Here is an 18,309-nt window from a genome sequence, read left to right as displayed (position 1 = left end):
AACTTATGTTAACAATTAGGCAGACGGACGGTCGCGGCAAGGAGCCAATGCGGCAGCCCGGTCCCGCAGGCGCCATCACTGGGACCATGCCCACCGACCTGCCTTCGCTCTGAATGGCCGCAACGGGTCAAACTCGGCCATTCAGCTTGGCCGTGACAAGGTCGGCTCTCTGGCTGTTTCCTGACGTTCATTGATTCTGGCAGTAGGGTTCGGCCTGCGGGTGAGCCGATGGGATCGCGGAGGAAAAGCTCACTCAGTTGAGCTTGCTTCCCATACGCTTCCCAATCCGGTTTTCTGGGAAGCGAGACCAAACCTGATCGGTACCTAAGTGCTTGAGAAGGCTTGGTGAGCGCGCTGGGACTCGAACCTAGGACCCTCTGATTAAAAGTCAGAGGCTCTTTTCCGACCTTAGGATCAACGTCACTTCTAACGGAATGATCCTCCCATGTGGACCTCACCGAGTGGCACGGTTCGTCTGCGAGACCCGTCAGTCCCAAGCTGCAGAATGGGATCAGCTCCTGCCGTCAGGGACACAATCGGCGTAAGATGAGGCGCCTCATTCTTGTCAGCCCGATCAAGGACCCGCAGCCATGAAACCCATGACGGAAGAGCACCTCACAGTCCTGCGCCGGCACATGGTTGAGGTGATTGCCATCCAGGTCGACCTCATGAGCGAGGAGATCGGCAAGAGCAACCTCGAGGAGCGGGTTCTTAACGCAATGCTGCGGGTGCGGCGCGACCTCTTCGTGCCGCTACAGTTTGCGGCCGTTGCCTACCACGACACGCCTCTGCCAATCGGCTTCGACAAGACTGTGTCTCAGCCCTTCATCTGCGCCCTCATGACAGACTTACTCGATCCACAGCCCCATGAAATCGTGCTCGAGGTCGGCACGGGTCTGGGCTACCAGGCTGCCGTTCTCTCAGAGCTTGCCCGCCAGGTCTGGTCCGTCGAGGTGGTTGAGGAGTTCGCCAGCCATGCCGAGGCGCGCCTGAAGCAACTCGGCTATGCGAACGTTGCCGTTCGCGTGGGCGACGGCACCCGTGGCTGGGTCGAGCACGCTCCCTTCGACAAGATCTTGGTCACAGCGGCCGCCGAGGTGCTTCCGATGGCTTTGCTGGACCAGCTCGCCCTGGGCGGTCGCATGGTCCTGCCCCTCGGCCCGGAGGAAACCCAACAGCTCACCGTCGTCGACAAGCCAGCGGACGGGCGGATCAGAACACGAACCGTAATCCCGGTGCGGTTCGGCACACTGGAAACAGTGGTCTGAGGGTGACGTCGTGGACAGGCCAGTGATCCCATCGAATGCTAGACAGCTGAGCCCATCCCTGAGGCGGGTTTCGTCACAGCACTTGTCGCAGTGAGGTGAGCATCAATGAGCCTTGCGGATGACTACATCACGCTCGATGCCACCGCGCTCGCTGATCTCGTGCGGCAACGGCACGTCAGTCGCGCCGAACTCGTTGAAACTGCGATCGCGCGGCTGGAGCAGGTCGAGCCGAAGCTGGCCGGCATGGCCGAATGGACGCTGGATCAGGCGCGACAGGCGGCCTGTGAGCCCCGGGCGGACGCACCCTTTGCCGGCGTGCCGTTTCTGCTCAAGGACAACATGCATGTTGCCGCTGGCATCCCCTACCACAACGGCAGCCGCATCTGGCGCGGCTGGGTGCCGCCGCAGGACAGCGAGATGGTCCGCCGGTTCAAGGCTGCTGGCCTGATCATTCTCGGCAGCACCAAGGTACCCGAGCTCTCCCTGACGCCAGTGACCGAACCCCGGCATCTTGGCCGGGCCAACAACCCCTGGGCCCTGGACCGCACCACCGGTGGCTCATCGGGAGGCTCGGCGGCTCACGTCGCAGCCCGCTCGGTGCCGATGGCCCATGCTACCGACGGAGGCGGCTCGATCCGGATCCCGGCCTCGTGCTGTGGCCTGTTCGGGCTCAAGCCCACCCGCGGCCGCACTCCCAATGGTCCCTATATCGGCGAGGGCTGGCATGGCGCTGCCATCGGACATGCAGTGACCCGCAGCGTGCGCGATTCTGCCCATCTGCTCGACGCGATTGCCGGACCCGATCTCGGTGCCCCCTACGGCATTGCTCCACCGGAGGGCTCCCTTGCCGAAGCTGCCACACGGCCGCCGGGACGGCTGCGGATCGCCTTCAGCTCCATGGCTCCCAACGGCGCTCCAGTGGATCCGGAGTGCCGGACAGCGGTCGAGAACGCGGCAAAGCTTTGCCGCGAGCTAGGCCACCCTGTGGAAGAGGCTGCCCCTCCGGTACCCGAGGATTACTTCAGCTGGTTTCTGGTGGTCTTCCTGGCAGCCGTTTCGCAGGAGTTTGCCTTTGCGGAGGAGATGACCGGCACCAAGGCCCGGCGCGGAGATGTCGAGGAAAGCACGTGGTTATGTCGTGAGCTGGGGCGGGGCTTCTCGGCTGCGGAGCTGTCGGTCACCCTGGAGCGTCTGCACCGGGCCACGCGCCAGATTGCCGGGTTCTTCGAGACCTATGACCTGCTGTTGACGCCGACCCTTGCCAGTCCTCCTGTCAGGCACGGAGAGCTTCACCCCAGAGGCCTTGAGGCGGTTCTGCAGGTGTTGGCCGCCCGCTTGGGCGTCGGTCGCTATCTGCGCTATGGGCCGCTCCTGCGGCAGGCGGCGGAGCGCGCGTTCCGGTTCATGCCGTTCTCACCCATCTGGAACATCACAGGGCAGCCCGCGGCCAGCCTGCCGTTGCATTGGACACCCGATGGATTACCGGTTGGCGTGCAGGCGGTCGCGCGCTTTGGGCAGGAGGCAACCCTCCTCTCGTTTGCCGCGGAGATGGAGCAGGCTCGTCCCTGGAGCTTTCGTCTGCCAACGGCAGTCGCCGGGATTTCCTGATCGCAACACCTGATTGATCGAAACCTGCGTTTAGGTGGCCTCTTCGAGCACCTTGCGGACAGCTGCCAGCGACAGGCCGAAGTGCTTGGCCACTTGAGCGGGGGCTACTCCGGCCAGAAGAGCCGCCCGCACCGCCTTGCGCTGCCCTTCCTGCAGCGGGGAAGTGCCCTTGGCAGATCTCGGGGGTCTGGCTTGGCTGGTGCGTGTTGGGGCAAGCCGATCCAAGGACGCTCTGGCCTGTGTCGCCGCCGTCTCTAGTTCCGGGTGGCTGCCCCTGCCCTTCTCCAGCCGGCGCTGCATTTCATCGACGATTTGGCCAAGCTGCTGGGCCAGTTGAGCATCGGACAGGCTGGCAGGCGCCGGCGGCTTGGCCGGAACAGGAGACGGCTCGGACGAGGGCGTCGGGATGGTCAGGGTGACCTCGAACAGGTCGAGGGTGCGCGGTGAAGAACCCTTGTGCGGCATAGACCATATATGGGCATCAGGCGCGGCTTTCCCAAGGTTCAGGAACTCGCCCGACTGCCGCTTCTAGCGCGATCCTTGCTCCTGGAGAGAGACCCCCGCAGGTACTTTGAGCTCGCCCTCCTCTCCATCCAGGTTGATGAAGCGGCTGTCCCTTGGGATGACAAGCCCCTCCCCGATCTTCGGCAGCTTTGTGAGAGCGCTGCACGTCACGGCTGATCGCCCCACCAGTGAGGTTTCGGTTCCGGCGAGCCGCATTGTTGTCTGGCCAAGTCCTGTGAGACTGCCTTCAATCCGAATACTCTGATCGGGAAACGCCCATGTGAAACGCTGGCCTGTCTGTTGCCACTTTCCAGGCCAATCACCCTCTTTCACACGCGAGGCATCGAAGATGTAGGGACTCACCTCACCATTCTGGAACTCCCCTCCCCCGACGCCGCCGCCCGGGTAGAAGGTGATGACGAACTGCGACTGATCCGTTGCGCGGGTGCAGTGCCAGAGGGACCCCGCCAGGTTCGTGCCGTCAGCAAAGGCTGTGGGAGACACCAAGGCAAGTCCGATTGCGGCGAGCAGGAAGCCTCTCATGGGGCTGACTCCGATGATCAAGGTGTCGGAGCAGCACGGTAGTCCGCAGGTCCTAACCAAACCTCACGCTGCGAGCACTGGGTCCACAGATGCCACACGAGGCGATCAGGGCGCGCCATCGCGGCACGACTCCTGGCCCATCAGTGAGGACCGATGCCAAAGCAGCAGAGCAGCCCACAAAGCTGGATGCTCTCCAGAGCCGCTCTGACGGTGAGAGAGGATGGTGGGTGCCAACCTCCAGCGGGCGGCCGCCATGGAGGTGGCATTCGCCCCCCTTAGCGGGACGCTAACGTGGCATGGCGGGGCGGCTCCCACCGGATGGGCTTGTACGCCTTGTGCGTCAGCTTCGCGTCACCCCAGATCGTATCGAGGTATCTCGCATCGGCGAGAATGATGGCGTCCAGCCGGGCGGCACGGTTGAGGTCCACATTCGCCTTGCCGGTCCGGAGGCGCTCGTCATCCTTCCTGGACAGCTTGGTCACGAACGTCACGACGAGGCCGGACGCACCCTCGACCTCGTACGCGTTGAACAGGGCAAGGCCGTCCGGCCTCACATCGATGAGGTGTTCCTTGAACGCGAACCCGTTATTCTGGGCGTGAGCCCTGATGTCGGCAAGGGTGGTCTGGCCGTAGACGAAGCCTGGGAAATCGGCCGGCTTGCCGTGGGCGCCGCCACTCCACGTCTTCTCGGCGTAGACGATCCGCTTCGTCTGCGGGTCTACAGCGACGGAGAGCCTGTTGCCGTCGGGCAGCTTCCAGCGCCGCTCCTCGTGCAGATCCACGCTCTTGGAGGGCAGCGGCCTTGCCGCGAGTTTGGATGCGGACGAGATCTCCTCGCCAACCTTGATCCCCGAAAGCGATTGTGCCTGGGCAGGGGTGCCGAACAGCACGCCTGCAGCGACCGCGATCGCGGCAATAGCCTTGAGCTTAAGTGGTTGCATGAGGCCCCTGAGGTTTGCTTTTGGCCGGAAAGTAGGGAATGGGCCGCTTGTGCGTCAACCGGTGCGGCCGCCGGGAGCTCCGTGCGGCAGATGGTGCCGCATTCCTGCAACACGGCGCCTCGTCGGGCAGCGGCGCTCCGCCGGTCTAGTGCCTTCCCAAGGGGGCGTGAGTGCCCATGGGGCAACCGATCGCCTCCGGCCTGCTCTGGTCATGATAACGGGAGTGGGTGAGGATTGTGCGCGTGAAGCTCCTCTCACTTGAAGCCCTTCACCCTCGTTCCTTCCAAAGGCTACGCTTCAGCTTAGCTGTTAAGGCTTTGAAGAAAAATATGAGAACGGGAGTAGCGGAAGCTAAAGTTCAGTTGACTACGGTTTGGCAGGCGGACGCATCCTGTTTTGGCGACCGTGTCGTGAGCCACACCCTCCGAGGTCGCCTTACCCGAACTTATAAAAGCCCATCAAGCGGCAGCCGAGTCGCTAAAGTCTTTGTTTTTAAGCCATTTTCACCGGCTGGGGGGAAGCCCTCCTCTCATCCGCTAGTTAACGGAATGACATGAGAGACGTTTGCAAACGATCGGTTGATGGCAACGAGCTTAAACGAACAGTTTTGAGTGTCGCTTACACAAACCGACAGTTCGGCTTTGCAGATACCGATCTCGTTTAATAATCGGACTAACCACAAAACTATGTTGGGTCGAAATGCCCGTCTGAGCTCTGACCCCAAGGTAAAGGGGATAGGGGGTGCAGTTAATCCCGCGCGCATGGGGGACGGCGACCGCACGGGAGGGTAAAAATCGGGGATGCTGGAAAAAAAATTTAGGCCCCGACCTGCAGTTGCCGACGCAAAACTCTGAAAGTAGCTTCAACCGCAACTTTCACGCGATTTTTTCGGATCCTTTGATCGCGGCTTATTTCGTGATCGAAATTGCAGCTTCATCATCATAGCTGTTGCTTGAAAAGGTGTCTCTCGTGCGCCTAACCCTATACGTCGCCTTTGGTGTGCATGCTCATGCGGGCCCTGCCGTGGCCGCTGAGAGCCATAAGTGGGTTGAGGTACTCGACATGTCGCCATGCCATCGAACGCCGCCAGCGATGTGCGCATGACCTTCTTCAAGGTATCTATGAACACCCAATGTGTCCTCCTGCATGCTGATAATGCACATGCGTTAATGCCTCGTTCGATCGCTGTATTAGCCGTGGCTAGGGCCTGCTCCTTATGTCGGACATAGCAACCGCGTTGGTTGGTTTGCTCGCGTCGGCTGCGTGGTCGCCGAACGCTTGTCCTGTTCGATGCGCCACGCGCCGTTTCATCAAGATCATGATGAGCTCCTCATATCTCGTCAAAACCAGGGACTACTTCAGCGATTGCCTCCGGCGCAGCCCATCGCCATTCCGAAGCCAGCCGGCGGCTGAGACCTGCCGCACGTAGCTCCTCTTTGCGTAGCTCAATGGCTTTCAGGATCTCGGCGCGAGCCTTCACTCGGTCGGTTTCGGACATTGCCAGGGCGTATTCGAGGGCCATGGCGCTCCCGATTTCCCAACCGACCTGCCGACCCATCTCCTTCATGATCTTCACTTTGACGCGGGTCATAGGTCGTCCCCCTCTCTTGATGGTGGTGGGTCTAGATCATCCCAGTTGTCGTCTAGATCCGGGTACGGGTTGATTGTCTCTTTGGCTTCCGGCTTTGGCTGGGAAACATCATCCTCCGGTAGCCCCTTGCCCGGGTTTGAGTAGGTCTTCCGCTGCTCCAGTTGCCACTGGATAAGTTCATCTCCATCGAGGAAGGGATGCTCGGGAAGTTCCTCTTCTATCGAAAACCCCTTGCTCGGATTTGACTGGGTGCACGGGCTATCGGCTGCGGCTTCCTTCGCGGATAGCTCCACCTGTAACCCTTGATCTTTTTCTTTGATCTTTTCTTGATTGTGTCCGGTATTTCCGGTCGATCGCCGTCCGGTATTTCCGGTCAATCGAACGTCCGGTATTTCCGGTCGATCGTCACTCTCAATCCGATCCTTCGAACGTCCGGTATTTCCGGTCGATCGTGCTGACGGCAACGCGGGATAAAAACGCACCGATTTGAGGCTCTTTTTCTCCCTGATCAGTAGACCGGCTTCGATCAGATCCTTGCGCCATTCGGAAATGCGAGTTTGGGAAACTTCGAGGATGGCCGCTGTTGTATCCTTAGACGTGCTGCAATAGCCGTCATCGCTGTTGAAGCGGGTGTACATGAACATAGCCAGCCGCAGCGGTCCAATGCCGAGGCCGTTCTTCTTGCTTGCGGCGTAGTCCATCCATGCCTGCAGCAGTTCGAAGCGCTTCGGGTCATCCCTGTCCCGCCATGTGAGCTTGTCACCTTCGGCCTTTCTGACCTCCCGCGGCTTGCGCGGTGCCCATTCCTCCTTGCGCCCCTTGCCTGCCTTATGAGAACCTTCGACCTGAGCATCATCCAAAAGCTCTTGATCGACATAGGCACCGCCAGGAAGGCGATCCTGGTGGGGTTTTGTTTGGGCGCTCATGCTCCAGTCCTTTGCATGCTATTCCTGAGGCTCCAGATGCGGGCCCAGACGGAGCGATAGACGTTCCCTGCATCCCTTGCGGCGATCTGATCCGGTACGCCCATCGCGAGGCGCTTGCGCAGGATCTTGACGACATCCTTCCTGATGCCCTGATCGGTGCGCTCGTCGTCGGTTTGCTTCCACCACTTCAGCGCCAGCTCGTTCACGACCTTGTGGCGGGTCATGGGAAGGACAAGGATCTCAGCTTCACGCGGTTCTTGATTGCGTTCTGCCCAAGCAAACAAATCATCCATGGTCAGCCCCCGAGATTTGGGATGCGACGATGTCGGCCACGTCCTGAGCGGCCTCGGAGCTGAGGCCTAAGTTGGTTGCGTCCGCGAGAACTCGGAGCCGCGTCGGCTGGACGTTACGGGCTCTGAGTTCATCAAGGATCTGGCAGGCGAGGTTGAGTGCACGCTGATCCATGCGAACCTCACTCAGCGTCTGCGTGGCCGGCGAGAGATGCAGTCGCGCAGTTGGCGAGCCACCGCTCGATGTCGCTCTCGCGCCAAGCAATGCGCCGCTCGCCAAGGACAATTGGTGCTGGAAACTGATCTTTGCGGCGAAGTCGATAAATAGTTTTAGGTGAAAGGCGCACTCTGGCGCTGACTTCGCTAGGTAGAAGAAGCTTATTGCTCATAGACCGTCCTTTCGGGTTCAGACGGTCTATTTATTAGTTACATGAAGTGGCTTCTGTCTCGGAGGAAAGATTCGCCAAATTACTCAAAGGACCGGCAAACCCGCATGGAATAACGATCTGGGCGCTTTGGCCAAATTTTTCTTTGCTGTGGATAACTATGCTTTCCGAGCTCTGCGTGTAAGCGGCACGACCACCCCACCGTCCAGCTTCTGACCAATCAGCCCATTGAGATGACGCTCCCAAGCTTCTAGAGCGATCCGCTTCTCTTTCAGGCGCTCATACCGGTCATAGTGAATTCCATGAACATCACCTTCGACGTGGGCCAGAACCGCCTTCCGATCCTCTCTTGGAATGCCGAGGCGGGCCATTCCCGTACCAACAGTGCGGCGAAAATCATGGGGGGTTGGTGGAGCTTCTTTTAGGCTTCCTACGTGTCTCCTGTCCGGCCCTTCGGCTTTGAGCCGATCGATAACGCGTTTGAGGCCCTGGCTAAGTGAGTGCCGCGCCAGGGTATCCCGTACGACAAATTTGCTCGCAAAGACGCTTGTCCCGTCGCCGTCGATTTCTCTTTGCTTGAGTGTTTCCTGCAAAATCGCGACAGCAAGGCCTGGAAGCGGAACCACATGCGCCTTGCGGCCCTTCATCCGCTCGGCTGGGATTTCCCACCGAGCGTCTTTAGGGCTGTCGAGCGCTACCAATTCCTTTTGAACGGCGCCGGCGACTTCGCCAGGGCGCTGCCCCACGAGCAGCAAGAAGCGAAGAGCCTGCGCTACGTCGTGCGACACGTCGTTTGTTGTCTCTAAGGCGGTCCATAGGATTCGGACTTCATCATCCGAAAGCGTCCGATCTTTCGCCTGCTCCTTCGCCCGCTTCTTTAGGCCGGCGATGGGATTGGTTTCTAACAGTTCTTCCTCAACTGCCCAATTAAGCAGGGTGACCAGGACAGTTTGAGTCCGGTTTGCGCTAACAGGGGCATCCTTTTTGATCGTATCCAGCAAATCGATGACATCGCGCCGTGTAACAGCAGAGATTGGTTTGTCTCCCAGAGTCGCCCGCGGACGCTTTAGATAGCCTTCATCGTTCTTCCAAGAGGCCTTCCGTGGCTTGGCGTATTCCTCTAGGTAGCGCCCAGCTAGTGCATCAAATGTTAGGACGTTCTTGGATGCCTCGCGGTTCGCTTTTCGCTGACGCTGGGGATCACCGCCATCAGCAACCGAGGTGCGGTGACGGCGCGCCCGGTCACGTGCCTCTGCCAGAGGTAGATCGGTAAGGCTACCTAGCGTGATCCGCTGGAAGCCTGTCCCATTCTTGGGCCTGTAGCGGAAGGACCAAGAGGCTTTGCCAGATGCCATGACGCGCAGGCACAGGCCGGGAGTGAGTTCGTCCCAGTATTCTGCGCGACCATCAGCTGGGGGCTTAATCGATCGGACGAAGGCATTAGTGAGATTTACGACAGCCACAAGCGCACCAGTCAGTTGGGATCTGGGGKTTCGACGGGGGTTCAAGAACGCGGTCATCCCTGAACCCCCATGTCCGAATCTGACATCACCTGACGTTGAAATACAAGGGGATTTGGCCACCAATTCACCGTTATGGCCGGCCGTGACCGCTCGATTGGAAAGTCTGGGGGACTAGGGGTCGGAGGTTCAAATCCTCTCGCTCCGACCATTAAAATCCTTGAAAATAAAGAGAACTTCCCAGCGGCGCCCTTTGGGCGCCGTTCTCTTTTGGCCTGCGGAATACCGCAGAGCGCTCCTCGATCCATACTGCTTTCCGAAACAACCGTTGAAGCCTGCAAGCGCGGAGCAATCTCCACTCCAGCGTCAGACACAGCCTGTTCTGTCGAATTGTCAGGAAATGGTGGGCGGTGAGGGGATCGAACCCCCGACCTGCGGTGTGTAAAACCGATGCTCTACCAGCTGAGCTAACCGCCCTAGAAGCCCTGCCCTGCGGAATCGGCCGCAGCGGGAGGAAGCGTCATACCAGAAGCTGGAGAGGTTTCCAGTCCCGATGCGCATGACATAAAAAGAGAAGGCCAACAACGCAAGCGCGGTTGGCCTTCTTTTCAAAGCGAATGCAGCTTAAAAGCGCTTACTTCGCGTTGACGGCGTCCTTCAGGCCCGCGCCGGCGCGGAACTTCGGGGTCTTGGAAGCCGGAACCTTCACCTTTTCGCCGGTGCGGGGGTTACGGGCTTCACCGGCAGCGCGGTTGGTCACCACGAACGTGCCGAAGCCGACGATCTTCACTTCGTCGCCCTTCTTGAGAGCACCAGTGATTGCCTCAATGGCGGCGTCAACCGCCTCGCCAGCCTGGCCACGGGAAAGGCCGACCTTGTCGGCAACGGCAGCAACGAGCTCGCCTTTGTTCATCTTCATATCCTCCAATGATCACGACGACAGCAAAGTTATGTATCATCGTTTCAGGGACGACTCGTGTGGCCCAAAGCTTGTCCTTAAGCAAGTGTTAAACTGGCGAAAACAAAGCGTTTTGTGCCCTTTCACACGAAAAAGGCCCCCGAAAAACGCTTTCGGGGGCCTTTTTTTGATGACGTTAGGTCAAGAATTTAGTGAGCAACCACTCCAGCGGTATCGTCCTCGACCGCTGCCTTAGGGGCATTAGGAACAGATGCCTCATCCCATTCGATCGGCTCCGGGACACGCACGAGGGCGTGCTGGAGGACCTGATCCATCATGGAGACCGGAACGATCTCGAGACCGTTCTTCACGCTTGCCGGGATGTCGACCAGATCCTTGGCGTTCTCCTCGGGGATCAAGACCTTCTTGATGCCGCCGCGAAGGGCCGCCAGGAGCTTTTCCTTCAACCCGCCGATGGGCAGCACCCTGCCCCGCAGCGTGACCTCGCCGGTCATGGCGATATCGCGGCGAACCGGGATACCTGTGATGACGGAGACGATGGCGGTCGCCATGGCGATGCCTGCCGACGGACCATCCTTGGGCGTCGCACCTTCCGGCACGTGCACGTGGATGTCGCGACGGTCGAACAACGGGGGCTCGACGCCGAAGGCAATCGCGCGGGCGCGGACATAGGACGCCGCCGCCGAGATCGATTCCTTCATCACGTCACGCAGGTTGCCCGTGACGGTCATCTTGCCCTTGCCCGGCATCGCAATGCCTTCGATGGTGAGCAGCTCGCCGCCCACCTCGGTCCAGGCAAGACCCGTGACCGTGCCGACCGAATCCTCCGTCTCCGCCTCGCCATAGCGATAGCGCGGGGGACCGAGGAACTCAGGCAGGTTGTCCGTGGTGACCTCGACCGAGGGAACCTTGGACAGCAGGATCTCCTTCACCGCCTTGCGCATGAGATTGTTGATCTCACGCTCCAGATTACGCACGCCAGCCTCGCGGGTGTAGCGGCGGACCAGCATGAGCAGAGCCTCATCGCCGATCTTCCACTCCTTCGGCTGAAGACCATGCTTCTGCGTGGACGAAGGGATCAGGTGCGTGCGCGCGATCTCGGCCTTCTCTTCCTCGGTGTAACCCGCGATGCGGATCACTTCCATACGGTCGAGAAGCGGGCCCGGGATGTTGAGCGTGTTCGCCGTCGTCACGAACATCACGTTGGAGAGATCGTAGTCGACCTCCAGGTAATGGTCGTTGAACGTGTTGTTCTGCTCAGGGTCGAGAACCTCGAGCAACGCCGCCGACGGATCGCCGCGGAAGTCCATGCCCATCTTGTCGATCTCGTCGAGCAGGATGAGCGGGTTGGACGTCTTGGCCTTCCTCATCGACTGGATGATCTTGCCGGGCATCGAGCCGATATAGGTGCGGCGGTGACCGCGGATCTCGGACTCGTCACGAACGCCGCCGAGCGACATGCGCACGAACTCGCGGCCGGTCGCCTTGGCGATCGACTTGCCGAGCGAGGTCTTGCCGACGCCGGGAGGGCCGACGAGGCAGAGGATCGGGCCCGTAAGTTTGTTGGCGCGCTGCTGCACGGCCAGGTACTCGACGATGCGCTCCTTGACCTTCTCGAGACCGTAGTGATCGGAATCGAGCATGTCCTGAGCAGCCTTGAGGTCCTTCTTCATCTTCGAGCGGCGGCCCCACGGAATGCCGAGCAGCCAGTCGAGATAATTGCGCACGACGGTCGCTTCCGCGGACATGGGCGACATCTGGCGGAGCTTCTTCAGCTCGCCCAATGCCTTCTCGCGGGCTTCCTTCGTGAACTTGGTCTTTTCGATCTTCTCTTCGAGCTCGGCCAACTCGTCGCGACCTTCGTCGTCGCCGAGCTCCTTCTGGATCGCCTTCATCTGCTCGTTGAGATAGTACTCGCGCTGCGTCTTCTCCATCTGGCGCTTCACGCGGGTGCGGATGCGCTTCTCGACCTGGAGAACGGAGATCTCGCTCTCCATCAGGCCGAGCACCTTCTCGAGGCGCTGTGCGACGGTGGGCGTCTCCAGGATCGCCTGCTTGTCGGCGATCTTGATGGCAAGATGCGAAGCGATCGTGTCGGCGAGCTTTGCGGGCTCGTCGATCTGGGTCACGGCGGAAACGACTTCCGGCGAAACCTTCTTGTTCAACTTCACGTAATTTTCGAATTCGGCCACCACCGAGCGGGCAAGCGCCTCCGCCTCGATCTGGTCGCCGAGCGCGTCCGGAAGCACCTCGGCTTCGGCCTCGTAATATTCATCGGTGCGGGTGTAGTTTTTCACCTCGGCACGGCTCGCGCCTTCCACGAGCACCTTCACGGTGCCATCGGGAAGCTTCAGGAGCTGGAGCACATTGGCGAGAGTACCAACCTTGTAGATCGCATCCGTGGCAGGATCGTCATCCGTCGCATCGATCTGAGTAGCCAGCAGGATGTGACGGTCGTTCTTGACCACTTCCTCAAGCGCTCGGATGGACTTCTCGCGGCCGACGAAGAGCGGCACGATCATGTGCGGGAAGACGACGATGTCGCGCAGAGGCAGAACCGCATAGGTTCCGGTCGAGCCTGGAACAACAGGCTGACGTGGCTTCGACTGTGTCATGAGATGACATCCTTTATCTGCGTCCGGAGGGCCCCTTGAATAAGCTGGTCCTTGGACGGAAAACCGGAATGCTCAGGCTTTTTTTATGGGCTGCATCCGGTACGCGGTGCCTTCCCTCGGGGATGAGCGGACAACACCATCGCAAGAGGTAATGTGGCGCTGCGGAAGCAGTGTTTCAAGAACCGTTCCCGCAACGCTTGGGATCATGAGGGTGCCCCTGGGATCCCTTTAAGCGCTGACGCTCGCCGCCTGTTCGCTCCGGTCGCCATGGATGAAAAGCGGCTTGGCCTTTCCTTCCACGACCTCCGGCCCGATGACCACCTGCTCGACGGATTCGAGGCCCGGCAGGTCGTACATGGTCTCCAGAAGGATGCCTTCCATGATGGACCGCAGACCGCGGGCGCCGGTGCGGCGCTCGATGGCCTTCTTGGCGATCAGGGTCAGGGCCTCATCCTGGAAGGTGAGCTGCACGTTCTCCATCTCGAAGAGGCGCTGGTACTGCTTCACCAGGGCGTTCTTCGGCTCCTGGAGAATGGTCTTCAGGGCGTCGACATCGAGATCCTCGAGGGTCGCCAGAACCGGCAGACGGCCGACGAACTCGGGGATGAGGCCGAACTTCAGCAGATCCTCGGGTTCCACGGCGCGGAAGATCTCGCCTGTCCGGCGGTCGTCGGGAGCCTGGACCGTCGCACCGAAGCCGATGGAGGTGCCTTTGCCACGACCCGAAATAATCCGCTCCAGGCCGGCGAAGGCGCCGCCGCAGATGAACAGGATGTTCGTGGTGTCCACCTGCAGGAACTCCTGCTGCGGATGCTTGCGGCCGCCCTGCGGAGGTACGGAGGCTACCGTGCCTTCCATGATCTTCAGAAGGGCCTGCTGCACGCCCTCACCCGACACGTCCCGGGTGATGGACGGATTGTCCGACTTGCGGGAGATCTTGTCGATCTCGTCGATATAGACGATGCCGCGCTGCGCCCGCTCGACATTGTAGTCGGAGGCCTGGAGCAGCTTGAGGATGATGTTCTCCACGTCCTCGCCGACATAGCCCGCCTCGGTGAGGGTCGTGGYGTCGGCCATGGTGAACGGCACGTCGAGGATGCGGGCGAGCGTCTGCGCGAGCAGCGTCTTGCCCGAACCGGTGGGGCCGATCAGAAGGATGTTGGACTTCGCCAGTTCCACGTCGTTGTGTTTCGTGGCATGGGCGAGGCGCTTGTAATGGTTGTGGACCGCCACCGAGAGCACCTTCTTGGCGTGCTCCTGGCCGATCACGTAATCGTCAAGGACTCGGCTGATCTCTTTCGGGGTGGGCACGCCATCCCGGGACTTCACGAGGGAGGATTTCGATTCCTCGCGGATGATGTCCATGCAGAGCTCGACGCATTCATCGCAGATGAAAACCGTCGGGCCAGCGATCAGCTTGCGAACCTCGTGCTGGCTCTTGCCGCAGAATGAGCAGTACAGCGTGCTCTTGGAGTCGTTGCCGCCAGCCTTGGTCATTATCACATCTCCAATTCGTGCCGGACCGGCCCCTCGCCGGCCCTGCACTTCTTAAGTTTATGAGCGCGAGGCCTAATGAAAGGTTCCAGCGCTAACAATTCCGTCAAATCGCCACGTCTCCCGAATCCACATGCAATCACGTGATAGGCGCGTGATCAATAGAAACGGGATTACAGGCTAAAAAGACGCACCTGGGGAGAATTTTTCCCCAGGTTTTAGGGATTAGGCCGGAGTTGCGGCAGGCTCGGGACGCTTCTCGATCACCTGGTCGATGATTCCGAACTCACGGGCGGCCTCGGCCGTCATGAAGTTGTCGCGCTCGAGGGCCCGCTCGATTTCCTCGTAGTTCCGGCCCGTATGATTCACGTAGATTTCATTCAGGCGGCGCTTGAGGGCCTCGCTCTCGCGGGCGTGGATCATGATATCCGTGACCTGACCCTGGTAACCGCCCGAGGGCTGGTGAACCATGATTCGGGCGTTCGGAAGTGCGAAGCGCATGCCCTTCTCGCCGGCGGTCAGGAGAAGCGAACCCATGGACGCGGCCTGGCCGACGCACAGCGTCGAGACGGGGCAGCGGATGAACTGCATGGTGTCGTAGATCGACAGGCCCGAGGTCACGACGCCGCCGGGCGAGTTGATGTAGAAGGAAATTTCCTTCTTCGGGTTCTCGGCTTCGAGGAAGAGCAGCTGCGCCACGATGAGCGACGCCGAATAATCTTCGACCGGACCCGTAAGGAAGATAATCCGTTCGCGCAGGAGGCGCGAATAGATGTCGAAGGCGCGCTCGCCGCGATTCGACTGCTCGACCACCATCGGGACGAGYGTATTGTTAAAGAGCGCTACCGGATCTCTCATGTCTCACTGCTCCAAAGCGGCCGCGCGGATGCGCGGCCGTCTGATTGATGCAAGTGGCGAGACACTCGGGATGAGGGTTACTCGCCCTTGCTGGCTTTCTTGCCGCCCTTAGCCTTCGGCTTGGAATCGGCTTCCTCGTTCTCATCGTCGCTGAAGAGCGCTTCCTTGGAAACGGTCTCCTCATCCACCTTCACCTGGGAGAGGATCTGGTCGACGACTTTCTCCTCGAACAGAGGAGCCCGGATTTCGGCGAGAGCCTGCGGGTTCTTCTGATAGAACTCCCAAACCTGCCGTTCCTGGCCGGGGTACTGGCGGACCCGCTCGATGAGGGCCTGAGTCACCTCGTCGTCGGAAATCTTGATATCGGACTTCTCACCGATCTGCGCAAGGACCAAACCAAGCCGCACGCGGCGCTCGGCGATCTTCAGGTATTCGGCCTTGGCCTCTTCCTCGGTGGTGTCCTCGTCGGCGAAGGTGCGGCCGTTCGACTTCATGTCGGCCTCGACCTGCGACCACACGGCAGCAAATTCCTGCTCCACGAGGGTCTGAGGCAGCTCGAAGCTGTATTTGGCGTCGAGAGCGTCCAGCAGGTCCTTCTTCACCTTGCGGCGGGACTGCGTGTCGAAGTCGCGCTTGATGGCGTCGCTGATGGCTTCCTTGAGCTTATCAAGGGAATCCATGCCAAAGTTCTTGGCCATCTCGTCGTCGATCTTCAGCTCGCCGGGAGCCTCGACTTCCTTCACGGTCACGTCGAACTCGGCAGCCTTGCCGGCGAGGTGATTAGCCATGTAGTTCACGGGGAAGGAGACCTTCACGAGCTTGGTGTCGCCGGCCTTGAGGCCGATGAGCTGCTCTTCGAAGCCCGGGATGAAGGTGTTGGAGCCGAGCTCCACACGGATGTCCTGGCCATTGCCGCCTTCGAACGCTTCGCCGTCGATGCGGCCCACGAAGTCCACGACAACGCGGTCGCCATCGGCGGACGCGCCTTCCTTGGCCTCGTAGGTGCGGTTCTGCTTGGCCATACGCTCGAGCGACTCGGTGATCTCCGTATCGGAAACCTCGGCCACCGGCTTCTTGACGCTCACGCCGGACAGATCGACCAGCTCGAACTCAGGAAGAACTTCGAGAGCAACGGTGAAGGACAGGTCGCCCTTGGCGTCCATGGCCTTCTCGATCACGTCCTTGTCCTCGGGGAACTGGATCTGCGGCTCCTGAGCGAGCTTCAGCTTGTTGTCCTCGACGATCTGGCGGTTGGCGTCGTTGACGGCGTTCTGGAGAACGTCGGACATCACGGAGCGGCCATAGACCTTGCGCAGATGGGCTGCCGGCACCTTGCCGGGACGGAAGCCGTTGATCCGCACGCGATCCTTGATGTTATTCAGCTCGCTGGTCAGGCGCTGCTCCAACTCGGTGGCCGGGAGCACGACCTTGAACTCTCGCTTCAAGCCTTGGGACAGTGTTTCCGTCACCTGCATGGTTCTATTCGCCTTCATTCACTCGAAAAAATCTATGTTAGGCTCTGGCCGCGCGGCATGACGCCGTCAACCTTTTGCCAGGAGCCCCCGGATACCAATCCTGACGATTGGTGCGGGCGGAGGGAGTCGAACCCCCACGACTTGCATCGCTGGAACCTAAATCCAGTGCGTCTACCAGTTCCGCCACGCCCGCGCGGGAGTAGCACGATAAACGCGCCCCTCTTCCGGGACGCGGCTCTATAGCATGCTTGGCGCGCCATGCATCAAAAAAGTTCGTGTGCGCCAAAAGCAACCGAACTTGGCCTTTTCCGTTCAAGATCGTATCCCTACAGCAACGATTTCAGCCCAGGACGGCCCCTCTCCATGATCACCCGCCGCGCCGCCACCACAGGCATCGCTACAACCCTGATCGGCCTGGCGGGACGGGGAGCGGCCCAGACCCCACAGGCCTCTCAGGAGATGCGGGAGGGAGCCGGCAAGGGGCTGACCGCCCGCCCCGCTCCGCAGCGCCTGCGTCTCGACGCAACGCGAGACGCCGAAGTCTGGGCTTTCAACGGCAATCTCAGTGAGGTGACTCGTCTCAAGCAGGGCCAGGAACTCGGATTTACCTTAAAGAACGAGACCAACCTCCCGCTCTCGCTTCATTTTCACGGTGTCCGCGGTCCCAACGCCATGGACGGCATAGGCGGCTTGACCCAGGAGCCGGTTCTTCCCGGCAAGGACTACGAATACCGTTTCATCCCGCCCGATGCGGGCACCTTCCTGATCCGCCCCGGCGTGATCGGCGGCAGCGCAGAGCCTATGGAACGCGGGTTGTCACGCCTCTTGATCGTGGAAGAGGCCAATCCGCCTCAGGTGGATCAGGATATCGTCGTCCTCGTGGATGATTGGGCGCTCGCCGAGGATGGCAGCCTCGCCCTTGCCGAGCCTGCGCCCGCAGGCCGCCTCGGTAGCTTTCTCACCCTGAACGGCAAGCCGACGCCCCAGCAGATCAAGACCCAACCGGGCGGCCGCATTCGCTTGAGGCTTGCCAATGCCTGCAACGCCCGCACCATGCGCCTGCGCTTCGATGGCCTGAAGGCCTATGTGATCGCGGTGGATGGGCAGCCTTCCAGCACCTTCGAACCCCTGAAGGCCACCTTGCCCTTCGCGCCCGGCAACCGCTACGACCTGCTGATCGACTTAGCCTCGGAACCAGGCCAGACCGGCACGGTCATGGCCATGATCGGGAACGGCTTTCCGCTCGCCGAAATCACGACGGAAGGTGACAAGCGCGAGACCCTGCCTGCCATCGCTTCGCTGCCGCCCAATCCCAAGCTGCCGGATGCCATCAAGCTCCAGGATGCCACCCGCAAGGATGTGGTGATCAAGGGCGATGCAAAGACACCTTGGACGGTGGTGATCAAGGGCGATGCAAAGACACCTTGGACG

At 60.5% G+C, this 18,309-nt stretch carries 17 protein-coding genes and 2 tRNA genes; 3 read left to right on the top strand and 16 right to left on the bottom strand.

All coding sequences use genetic code 11. The features are described from left to right. Nucleotides 1-590: 590 nt before the first annotated feature. Both ACXJKO_RS21795 and ACXJKO_RS21790 read left to right on the top strand, forming a co-directional pair. Nucleotides 591-1,268: a protein-L-isoaspartate(D-aspartate) O-methyltransferase gene (locus ACXJKO_RS21795; protein ID WP_457093167.1), complete on the top strand. Its 678-nt coding sequence runs from the start codon at nt 591-593 to the stop codon at nt 1,266-1,268. A 105-nt stretch (nt 1,269-1,373) separates the two neighbouring features. After that, the gene (locus tag ACXJKO_RS21790) at nt 1,374-2,876 is read left to right on the top strand and encodes an amidase (protein ID WP_457093166.1); all 1,503 of its coding nucleotides are present in this window, start codon (nt 1,374-1,376) and stop codon (nt 2,874-2,876) included. Between the two features lie 30 nt (nt 2,877-2,906). Here ACXJKO_RS21790 and ACXJKO_RS21785 read toward each other — a convergent pair whose 3' ends face one another. The 16 genes from ACXJKO_RS21785 to ACXJKO_RS21710 all read right to left on the bottom strand — a co-directional run bounded on the left by ACXJKO_RS21785 (nt 2,907) and on the right by ACXJKO_RS21710 (nt 17,071). After that, nucleotides 2,907-3,341, bottom strand: coding sequence for a hypothetical protein (locus tag ACXJKO_RS21785; protein WP_457093165.1), 435 nt, complete (start codon nt 3,339-3,341; stop codon nt 2,907-2,909). Between the two features lie 63 nt (nt 3,342-3,404). Beyond that, complete coding sequence (locus tag ACXJKO_RS21780) at nt 3,405-3,923, bottom strand: hypothetical protein (RefSeq protein WP_457093164.1); 519 nt, start codon at nt 3,921-3,923, stop codon at nt 3,405-3,407. 275 nt (nt 3,924-4,198) lie between these two features. Further along, entirely contained in the window at nt 4,199-4,864 is a 666-nt protein-coding gene (locus ACXJKO_RS21775) for a hypothetical protein (RefSeq protein ID WP_457093163.1), read from the bottom strand. Nucleotides 4,865-6,194: 1,330 nt separating this feature from the next. Continuing rightward, a complete protein-coding gene (locus tag ACXJKO_RS21770) occupies nt 6,195-6,455 on the bottom strand; it encodes a hypothetical protein (RefSeq protein ID WP_457093162.1) in 261 nt (86 codons plus the stop codon). Beyond that, a complete protein-coding gene (locus ACXJKO_RS21765) occupies nt 6,452-7,381 on the bottom strand; it encodes a hypothetical protein (RefSeq protein ID WP_457093161.1) in 930 nt (309 codons plus the stop codon). Before ACXJKO_RS21765 ends, ACXJKO_RS21770 begins: the two co-directional genes overlap by 4 nt. Then, nucleotides 7,378-7,605, bottom strand: a complete 228-nt coding sequence (locus tag ACXJKO_RS21760; protein ID WP_457093160.1) for a hypothetical protein — start codon at nt 7,603-7,605, stop codon at nt 7,378-7,380. Before ACXJKO_RS21760 ends, ACXJKO_RS21765 begins: the two co-directional genes overlap by 4 nt. 61 nt (nt 7,606-7,666) lie before the next feature. Next, nucleotides 7,667-7,846, bottom strand: coding sequence for a hypothetical protein (locus ACXJKO_RS21755; RefSeq protein WP_457093159.1), 180 nt, complete (start codon nt 7,844-7,846; stop codon nt 7,667-7,669). Nucleotides 7,847-7,853: 7 nt separating this feature from the next. Then, on the bottom strand, nt 7,854-8,060 hold the full coding sequence (locus ACXJKO_RS21750; protein WP_457093158.1) for a helix-turn-helix transcriptional regulator: 207 nt from the start codon (nt 8,058-8,060) through the stop codon (nt 7,854-7,856). A gap of 155 nt (nt 8,061-8,215) precedes the next feature. Next, entirely contained in the window at nt 8,216-9,577 is a 1,362-nt protein-coding gene (locus ACXJKO_RS21745; RefSeq protein WP_457093157.1) for a tyrosine-type recombinase/integrase, read from the bottom strand. Nucleotides 9,578-9,918: 341 nt separating this feature from the next. Continuing rightward, nucleotides 9,919-9,994: transfer RNA gene (locus ACXJKO_RS21740), tRNA-Val, on the bottom strand. Between the two features lie 157 nt (nt 9,995-10,151). Continuing rightward, nucleotides 10,152-10,430: an HU family DNA-binding protein gene (locus ACXJKO_RS21735; protein ID WP_099508052.1), complete on the bottom strand. Its 279-nt coding sequence runs from the start codon at nt 10,428-10,430 to the stop codon at nt 10,152-10,154. A gap of 194 nt (nt 10,431-10,624) precedes the next feature. Then, nucleotides 10,625-13,051: an endopeptidase La gene (gene lon / locus ACXJKO_RS21730; protein WP_457093156.1), complete on the bottom strand. Its 2,427-nt coding sequence runs from the start codon at nt 13,049-13,051 to the stop codon at nt 10,625-10,627. Nucleotides 13,052-13,279: 228 nt separating this feature from the next. Beyond that, entirely contained in the window at nt 13,280-14,548 is a 1,269-nt protein-coding gene (gene clpX, locus ACXJKO_RS21725) for an ATP-dependent Clp protease ATP-binding subunit ClpX (RefSeq protein ID WP_457093155.1), read from the bottom strand. 222 nt (nt 14,549-14,770) lie between these two features. Further along, a complete protein-coding gene (locus ACXJKO_RS21720; RefSeq protein WP_457093154.1) occupies nt 14,771-15,403 on the bottom strand; it encodes an ATP-dependent Clp protease proteolytic subunit in 633 nt (210 codons plus the stop codon). A gap of 77 nt (nt 15,404-15,480) precedes the next feature. After that, the gene (tig, locus tag ACXJKO_RS21715) at nt 15,481-16,878 is read right to left on the bottom strand and encodes a trigger factor (RefSeq protein WP_457093168.1); all 1,398 of its coding nucleotides are present in this window, start codon (nt 16,876-16,878) and stop codon (nt 15,481-15,483) included. 108 nt (nt 16,879-16,986) lie between these two features. Beyond that, a tRNA-Leu gene (locus tag ACXJKO_RS21710) sits at nt 16,987-17,071 on the bottom strand. Nucleotides 17,072-17,241: 170 nt separating this feature from the next. Here ACXJKO_RS21710 and ACXJKO_RS21705 point away from each other — a divergent pair. Further along, nucleotides 17,242-18,309 (top strand): multicopper oxidase family protein (locus ACXJKO_RS21705; RefSeq protein ID WP_457093153.1); only part of this gene is annotated, 1,068 nt, incomplete at its 3' end.

This window comes from Microvirga sp. P5_D2 (assembly GCF_054049475.1).
This window is presented reverse-complemented; position numbering and strand designations above follow the sequence as displayed.

Bases quoted from the DNA above. Each gene is read 5' to 3' on its own strand.
- ACXJKO_RS21795 (WP_457093167.1), top strand. From the start codon at position 591: ATGAAACCCATGACGGAAGAGCACCTCACAGTCCTGCGCCGGCACATG.
- ACXJKO_RS21790 (WP_457093166.1), top strand. From the start codon at position 1,374: ATGAGCCTTGCGGATGACTACATCACGCTCGATGCCACCGCGCTCGCT.
- ACXJKO_RS21785 (WP_457093165.1), bottom strand. From the start codon at position 3,341: ATGCCGCACAAGGGTTCTTCACCGCGCACCCTCGACCTGTTCGAGGTC.
- ACXJKO_RS21780 (WP_457093164.1), bottom strand. From the start codon at position 3,923: ATGAGAGGCTTCCTGCTCGCCGCAATCGGACTTGCCTTGGTGTCTCCC.
- ACXJKO_RS21775 (WP_457093163.1), bottom strand. From the start codon at position 4,864: ATGCAACCACTTAAGCTCAAGGCTATTGCCGCGATCGCGGTCGCTGCA.
- ACXJKO_RS21770 (WP_457093162.1), bottom strand. From the start codon at position 6,455: ATGACCCGCGTCAAAGTGAAGATCATGAAGGAGATGGGTCGGCAGGTC.
- ACXJKO_RS21765 (WP_457093161.1), bottom strand. From the start codon at position 7,381: ATGAGCGCCCAAACAAAACCCCACCAGGATCGCCTTCCTGGCGGTGCC.
- ACXJKO_RS21760 (WP_457093160.1), bottom strand. From the start codon at position 7,605: ATGACCCGCCACAAGGTCGTGAACGAGCTGGCGCTGAAGTGGTGGAAG.
- ACXJKO_RS21755 (WP_457093159.1), bottom strand. From the start codon at position 7,846: ATGGATCAGCGTGCACTCAACCTCGCCTGCCAGATCCTTGATGAACTC.
- ACXJKO_RS21750 (WP_457093158.1), bottom strand. From the start codon at position 8,060: ATGAGCAATAAGCTTCTTCTACCTAGCGAAGTCAGCGCCAGAGTGCGC.
- ACXJKO_RS21735 (WP_099508052.1), bottom strand. From the start codon at position 10,430: ATGAACAAAGGCGAGCTCGTTGCTGCCGTTGCCGACAAGGTCGGCCTT.
- lon (WP_457093156.1), bottom strand. From the start codon at position 13,051: ATGACACAGTCGAAGCCACGTCAGCCTGTTGTTCCAGGCTCGACCGGA.
- tig (WP_457093168.1), bottom strand. From the start codon at position 16,878: ATGCAGGTGACGGAAACACTGTCCCAAGGCTTGAAGCGAGAGTTCAAG.